Origin of the sequence: Thermogutta sp. (genome assembly GCF_039793925.1) — a bacterium.
In the GTDB taxonomy this organism is placed as follows: Bacteria; Planctomycetota; Planctomycetia; order Pirellulales; family Thermoguttaceae; genus Thermogutta.
Window position 1 is genome coordinate 1 of record NZ_JBAMME010000204.1, and the last position, 7,475, is coordinate 7,475.

Consider the following 7,475-nt stretch of genomic DNA (forward strand, 5'->3'; position numbering starts at 1 on the left):
CCGGTCGTCCTCGTTCAGATAGATGACGGCATCGGCCAGCCGGAGAACCTGCCGGTACACCGGCCCCAGCACGGCCCGCAACACCCGGGCCTTCGGCCCATCGTCGGTCCAGATGTATCCCAGGCCGGTGACGGTGGCAACCACCACCGGCACCCCCGCCAGCCGGGCGGCCAGGGTCCCGTAGAGGTTTGGCTTGATGGTGAAGTGGTGGGCGATCACCGGCCGCCACCGCCGGTAAATCGCATAAAGCCCTGTTAGCGACCGGAGCTCCCCAACCGGGTTGAGGCCCCGCCGGTCGAGGGGGTACGTCAAGACCGGGCATCCGAGTTCGGCCACGGCGTCCACCGCCGGGCCGGGCGGCGCAACCACCCCCGTCTCAAATCCAGCCGCCCCCAGGGCCCGAACCAGGCCTCGGCGCCAGACGATGATATCTCGGGCATTGTTGACCGTGAGGGCCAGCCGTAGGCCCACCGTCAGCCGCCCCCCGCCGCAAGCTCCCGGTAGAGGCCCACCAGCCGGGCCCGCATTAGCTCCCAGCTGTAAAAGGCCTCGTAGGCTCGCCGGCCGGCCGCGCCCAGCGCCCGGCGCAGGTCCGGCTCCGCCGCCAGGCGCTCGAGGGCGGCGGCCAGGGTGGCGGCGTCGCCGTAGGGGACCACCAGGCCACACCCGTGCCGTTCAACCAAATTATCCACATGAGTTCCCTGGGCCACAATTATCGGCTTCCCCAGCATCATTGCCTCGAAGAGCTTATTTGGGCTAGCGTACCGGTGGTTGGGCACCGCCGGGTCGTAGGTGGCCACCAGGACGTCGGCCCCGGCCATCAGCCGCAGGGCCGTCGGATGGTCGACCCGGCCGTGAAAGTGGACATTCGGCAGGGTGCGGGCCCGGCCGGCGATCCTCTCCTCGTCCACCCCGAAGCCGGCCAAGTCCAGCGTCCAGTCCGGCCGCCGGGCCGCTACCTCCAGCAGGGTAAAGAGGCCCCGGGTGGCGTCCAGCAGGCCCACGTAGGCGATTTTAAACCCGTCGGCCTCGCCGAGCCCCTCCGGCTCCGGCCGGACGTCCGGTGGGGAGTTGTAGATGACGGCCAGCCGCCGGGGCCGGACATCCCCGAGCTGGGCCCGACGAACATCATCGGGAAGGATCACGGCGTCCGCCTGCGCCGCCGCCAGGGCCTCCAGCCGCCGGGCAAGCCCGCGGAGGGGCCCGACCCGGAAGGCGTCGGCGTAGCTGTCAAAGACGTCGAAGACCAGGCGCTTGCGGCAGGCCCTTGCGGCCAGGAGACCCGGCAGAGCGGTGTCCAGGTCGCAGGCGTGGATGATGTCGTAGCGGGCGCGGTTTTTAAGGAGCCAGCCCAGGAGGGCGGCCTGCCAGCGCAGGAGGCCCGGCAGGTTGCGGAGGCCCCGGCCGAAGGGGGCCGGCACCCGGATGCGGACCAGCCGGAAGCCGGGCCGGTCCTCGGCCTCCGCCAGCTTCCAGCCCCGGTCCCAGCCGACCACGGTCACCCGGAACCCGGCCTCGGCCAGCGCCCCGGCCGCCCGCTCCACCCGCGGGTCCGGCGCGATGGGCGTGGATCGGCAGAACACAACGCTACCGGGGTCTGCCTTCACAGTCCCCCTTTCCTGGATGCATTTCTATCATTCAGCCGCTCTCTTGGCTTTGGGGACCCGTTAAGGCAAAACATCCCAAAGGCTGACCAGCGCCAGACACAGTCCCCACGTTCTCACCGGGGACATCTTTATTATCTGACGCCCCGTTTGCGGCACACCCTGTTACCTGCCCATACACGGCCAGTGTGCACGCCACCATCCGCTCCACACTGTAGTGCTGCGCCTTTCGGCGTGCCGCATCTCCCATTACCCGCCGCGCGCCCGGGGACTGAATCAAATCGCGCAGCGCTCCCGCCAGCGCCGCCGGGTCTTCTGGGGATACCACCCGGCCGTTGACGCCGTCTTCCACCAGCAGCGCGTTGTCCCCCACATCGGTCACCACGCAGGGCAACCCGGCTGCCATTGCCTCCAGGATGGTCATCGGCATGGCCTCGTAGCGCGAGGGAAGAACAAAAATATCGCTGGCCACCAGCAGGTCTGGTACGTCATAGCGCCAGCCCAGGAATTGCACGCGGGTCTCCAGCCCCAGTTGGCGGGCCCGGGTTTCCAGCATAGATCGCTGCGGCCCATCGCCGATCAGCCAGAGGCGCAGGTCCCACTTCCGAGGTTCCAGCCCGTGGAGCGCTTCCAGCAAAATATCCATTCCCTTTTGTTCGGTCAGCCGACCGACACAGCATAGCACGGTTGTTGCCGGCGATGTGCCCAACTCTTCGCGTACAGAGTGTCCCCGATAGCAGTCCGCAAAGGGCGACAGATCAATCCCGTTCTCAATGATCGTCGTGCGCCGAAAGGGCGCCAGACCGCGGTTAATGGCCTCCCTGCCGATGCGCGACGAGACGTAGATGAGACGATCGGTTAACGCGTGATTCAGGAATTGCTCGGCGCGACGGTAGAGCCAGCGCTGAAAGCGAGCGCGGAGACCCTGCCCGTGTACATACTTGTAGGGGGGCAGGTGCACAGTGACAACGACCGGAATCCCCAACAGGCGGGCCGCCACCCGTCCCAAAAGGGCCGCGCGCGGGCTGTGCGCGTGGACCAAGCCGACGTGGTGAGAGCGAAACAGACGCACCAGGCGGGCCAGCGCAGCGATATCCAGTTGATGCGCTGCTTGCCAGGGAAACACCTGTGCGCCCAGGGCCTCCACTTGCGTCTGGAAGGCGGGAGAGACCAATGAGACGATCAGCCAGTGGTATCGGGTCCGATCGCCGTAGCGCAACAGGGAAAGCAAGTGTGCCTCGACACCACCCACATGGAGAGGGGGATCGCAGAGAAGGGCGACAGTAATGGGCATCGGTGCCCTCACCAAGAACCGGTAGTATTGTCGCAGGGATGACCTCGCAGCGCCTGCGCCAATTTCAACCCTGGTTTCCCCAGCGCCAGGAAGGGTAACAGGCGGCGGACTCGGAACGGGCGCAAACGCCAGGCTTGCAACCCATAGCGGCGGGCGCTCTGCAGATCTCCAGCCCAGAATGCAAAATAGGCGGCCAGGTAGTAAACGTTGCTCATTGTCTCAGTTTCTATGGCCCGCACCGTTGCTGGCAGATAGGGCAAAGCAAACAGGCGCTGATAGACGTAAATGAATTCAGCAGCAAAGCCTCCAATCCTGTGAACCGATTTGGCCTGCGGATGTAGACGCAACGTTGCCAGGCGCACCGGCAGGTAAGCCAGAGTGTGCTGGGCTCCCAGTCGCAGCCAGCAGTCAAGGTCCATAATGTAATGGAGCGTTTCGTCCAGGTATCCGATCGCCTCGAGCGCCTGCCGCCGAACAAAAGTGGCCGGTTGAGGGATATAGTTGAACGCAGTACGCACCAACTCCAGATAGTTGTAGGGACGAGTCGGGTACGGCCGAAGGAAACGGCCTTCCAGGTCTATGTAGTCACAGTTGCCATAGACGGCATCTATCTCAGGGTGTTCCTGGAGAAAAGCCACCACCTGGCTGACCGCTCCGGGCAGGTAGGTGTCGTCCGAGTTCAGCCAGGCGACGATCTCGCCGCTGGTCTGCCGCCAGCCCTTGTTGACTGCCGCGCTTTGTCCCCCGTCCGGTTCGGATACCCAGCGCAATCGCCCGCGATAACGGTGGAGCACCTCCAGCGTCTCATCGGTCGAGCCACCGTCCACAACAAAGTACTCAATGCGCGGGTAGTCCTGGCTTAATACCGACTCAATCGTGTTGGCGATAAAGCGACCCTGATTCAGCGAAGGCGTAACGATAGAAACCAGCGGCCAGCCAGCCACGCCCATCATCCTCCAGCAATACGCGCCCCTGCGAAGGGCCAGAATCGGTATAAGGATAACCCGGCTTTTAACGCTCGGTCAACATCCGCCCCAGAATCCTGCGCACCTGCTCCCGATCCTTGGTGGCAAAATACCAGTCAATCGTGCGCTTCAGGCCTTCGCGAAAAGGCACCTGCGGCTCCCAGCCCAGCAGTTTCTTCGCCAGGGAGTTGTCGGCCACCCGATTCAAGGGCCCCACCGGCATATCGGGCCGGAAGAGAATCTCGGCCTTATGACCCGTGTACTCCAGCACCATCTGGACGGCATCAATCACCCGCACCCGTTCCATCGTGCCCAGATTGACCGCTGTGCCGTCATCAATCTTTTCGGCCGCCAGAATGGTACCGCGCACGATGTCGTCAATGTAGGTCCAGTTGCGCACCTGGGTGCCATCCCCCCATACCTCAAAGGGGTTCTGGCCGATGAACGCTTTGGCGATCATGGCGATGACGGCGTGGTTCTCTACACCGCGCGGGCCGTACACGGTAAAGTAGCGGCACGAAGCCGTTTTCATACCGTATTCCCGGTGATAAGCCCTCAACGTCAGTTCGGCCATCAGTTTGGCCCAGCCGTACATGTTGTCGGCATCGTAGGGAGGCTTGACCAGGTCCTCGGTCAGGTAAATCTCCTTATCAGGGTCGCTCTGGAGAAAATTGGGATAGACACATCCCGACGAGGCAAAGACCACCTTCTCCACGCCGGCGCGGCGGGCCTCCCAGAAGACCAGACCGTCCAGGAACAGGTTGGAGGCCGGGCCGGCCTGGTGCAGGTCCACGTAGCCGCGCCCGCCGTGGTCGGCGGCCAGGTGAAACACGACCTGAATGTCCTTCATCGCCGCGCGCGTGATGCCCGGCTCCCGCAGGTCGGCCTGGATGAACTCGACCCGTCCACTTGCCAGATGCTCCTGGATGTTCTCCAGCCTGCCGCTGGAAAGGTCATCCACGATGCGCACCTTTGCGCCGCGTGCGATCAGCGCGTCGGTGAGGTGCGAACCGATGAACGACGCGCCACCGGTGACCAAAACGGATGTGTTTTTCCAGTCCATACCTCTCTCCTCGTTGATTGAGAATGATGCAAAAGCCCATCAGGGCTGTAACTCACAGGTTTGACCCCCTTCTGTCTGTAGACGCAGATTCCGGACAGCGATGGCCAATGGGCGACTATCGGTTGGGATGGTGATCGCCGGGTTGTGACTCACGAACTCGATGACGTTTATACCCGCCCTCAGGGGAAGTGAAAGATCAAAAGGACGAAAGTCTCCCGTGCTCTGATCTAAACTCAACGTCTCAACCCTTTCATTGTTGAGCAGGATATCCACACGATTGGGATACCGAATAGAGAAAACACCCCCCGATAACAAAACACCTGTATCTTCAGAGATTATGACCTTGATCCGACCGCGACCGTCTGTCCAACGCCACCAAACCTGGTCGCTCTGTTCAAGCCCATACCAGCCTTCTGGAAAGGCTAAGCAGGTTTTGCCTAATAAGGCAAGTTCTTCAACAGGCAAACGCCACCACGCGCATTTATCACTGTCTCGTCGGGCAAAGATGCCATGCCAACGATACGAAATTATCGAGTCCACAGGGATGTAATTCTCTTGAAACAATTTGTTTTCCAAGAGGATTGCGCCAAAAGGGTAATTACTTTGCTTGATACCCTGAAGATCTTCGGGCGTCACTTTCAATGGGTGATTAGAGATGATAACATCCGGTCTTCTACTTAGGACGTATTCAAAATCAAATTTATCATGGCCTGGAGGCGCTCCTGACCTGTAGGCAGGCAATCTCGCAATATGCCAGTCAGACTTCCCCAGCATATCAATTGAGGGTAGCCTTGAGTAGAATGGTGCTGCTCCAGCCCAGAAATCTGCAGTATATGTGTCAGGTTGGCAGACCCTTGACAATAGCAGACCAAGCCTGATATTATCAGCAGTCTGTGAAATTGGCTTCGGAAATATTGAGCCTTGTTGAATAGCAGTCCATACTGGCCGAACGCCGGAAAACGCAATCATTACCCAAATGGCTAATGCAGTTGCATAAAGAGGCTTACTCACCTTACATCGCTCACTAAGCGAAGCCAGTGTGATCAGAATCATAGGAAGGATAGGTATCATAAACCGCCACCAATCCCATGCATCCCCTCCTTGATACGCGACATAAGCCAGGTTGCCGATAATCCCTAATGCCATTGCTCCTATGTACCGCCGCTTCTCAAACAATCCATAAACTACTAACGGGACAATCAAAGGCGTAGCATAGAAAGAATTCAGAAAACGCTGCACATACGCAATCCCATATTCAATGTGTCCTGGACGGTTGTATACTTTGAGGTAATAAGTGTTAGGCAACCATTCACCAAAATAGGAAATCCGAAACAGGGTAAGCAAGACAGTGGGCATCACAAAGCATAACAGTACCCATTTCCATCTTTTCAAAGTCTCCTTAAAAGCCTTTGTGGCCTGAAATAGACGATGAGAAGCGAGACCGGCAAGAACAATTATTAAAAAGATTAGTCCGTCGGGCCTGACAAGGGGCAATAACCCTGCCAGAAAAGAACCCATAAAGATGTGAAGCTTGTTAGTCGAATCGCCAAAAAGAAAATAAACCGCTACTATGAACAGAAACAGCAACATTGGTGCTTCAAGCCCATTTAGAACTTGGATCCGGATCGGCTCCCATACGGCCAACAGGCACGCCGCAAGAGCTGCTACCCCAAGGTGGCACCGGAATGCTTTTCGTAGAAAGAGATACAAAAAGGCGACGGATAGAGCATGCAGGGCTGCCCCGCTGGCAATCATTAGGAAAGAGGGATCTTCAATAAATAGCATCAACACTGCAATCCAGACTACCCAAAGGAAATTGGTATATCCTTCTATAGGCTTCTCTCCGACATTCCAAACCAGCCCGCGCCCTTCGCGCAAATGCCTGGCGTATCGCATAGAAATATATGCATCATCTCCGAAGGTTGGGTAATACTGTCTATGAGTACACTCTGGCTTGATGCAGCAAGCCAATAATAAATCAGCATAAGTACAATCATTGCACCCAGCATCCCGATATCCGCCCATAATCTTCTGACGCCGATCCCAATCTGTGTCATTTTCATTCTCATCCGCTCAAGAGCAACAGACCACATTGGACTCCTCCGTGGATGCAGCCCGCCACGCCAGCGGCCGAAAATCCCCAGAGCGTGTAAAGCGATGGGGCACAAACCAGGCGCTGGATCGGACTTCTACTGTGTGTTCGCCGGCAGGTAGAGGCTCCGGCAATGTCAGGTCAATTTCAAAGCGACCGCTCTGGCTGATCTGTTGTTGCCCCACGACCTCTCCGTCTATCAGGACCGTCAAAACAAAGGGCTGGCGGATATACTTCAAATCCACCTCGCCGCGGATGATGACCCGCTGTGCGCCGGGGCCGACCTGGCGCGAGGTCACCAGGCGAGGCCCTACCCAGCCGTCGCTCCAAACGTCTGTACGCTCCATATACACAGCCGTTTGCGGATATATGCCGCGCATATCGGTCAGACGTTCCAGTACATGCCTGAGAATTCCCCTGGCGCGCCGCCGGAGAGCCGGGTAAATCCCCACGTAGA

7 protein-coding genes are annotated in these 7,475 nt (G+C 59.3%); all 7 read right to left on the reverse strand.

Features of this window, described 5'->3' with window-relative positions; genetic code table 11:
- The coding region (locus ABJK56_RS08140; protein WP_347244168.1) for a glycosyltransferase at positions 1-471 on the reverse strand (471 nt) is incomplete at its 3' end.
- A gap of 2 nt (positions 472-473) precedes the next feature.
- Entirely contained in the window at positions 474-1,607 is a 1,134-nt protein-coding gene (locus ABJK56_RS08145) for a glycosyltransferase family 4 protein (protein ID WP_347244169.1), read from the reverse strand.
- A gap of 31 nt (positions 1,608-1,638) precedes the next feature.
- Positions 1,639-2,898, reverse strand: a complete 1,260-nt coding sequence (locus ABJK56_RS08150) for a glycosyltransferase (RefSeq protein WP_347244170.1) — start codon at positions 2,896-2,898, stop codon at positions 1,639-1,641.
- Positions 2,899-2,906: 8 nt separating this feature from the next.
- Complete coding sequence (locus ABJK56_RS08155) at positions 2,907-3,842, reverse strand: glycosyltransferase family 2 protein (RefSeq protein WP_347244171.1); 936 nt, start codon at positions 3,840-3,842, stop codon at positions 2,907-2,909.
- 67 nt (positions 3,843-3,909) lie between these two features.
- Positions 3,910-4,926, reverse strand: a complete 1,017-nt coding sequence (locus ABJK56_RS08160; RefSeq protein ID WP_347244172.1) for an SDR family NAD(P)-dependent oxidoreductase — start codon at positions 4,924-4,926, stop codon at positions 3,910-3,912.
- A gap of 39 nt (positions 4,927-4,965) precedes the next feature.
- The gene (locus ABJK56_RS08165; protein ID WP_347244173.1) at positions 4,966-6,822 is read right to left on the reverse strand and encodes a hypothetical protein; all 1,857 of its coding nucleotides are present in this window, start codon (positions 6,820-6,822) and stop codon (positions 4,966-4,968) included.
- 177 nt (positions 6,823-6,999) lie between these two features.
- On the reverse strand, positions 7,000-7,475 hold a 476-nt coding region (locus ABJK56_RS08170; RefSeq protein ID WP_347244174.1), incomplete at its 5' end, for a hypothetical protein.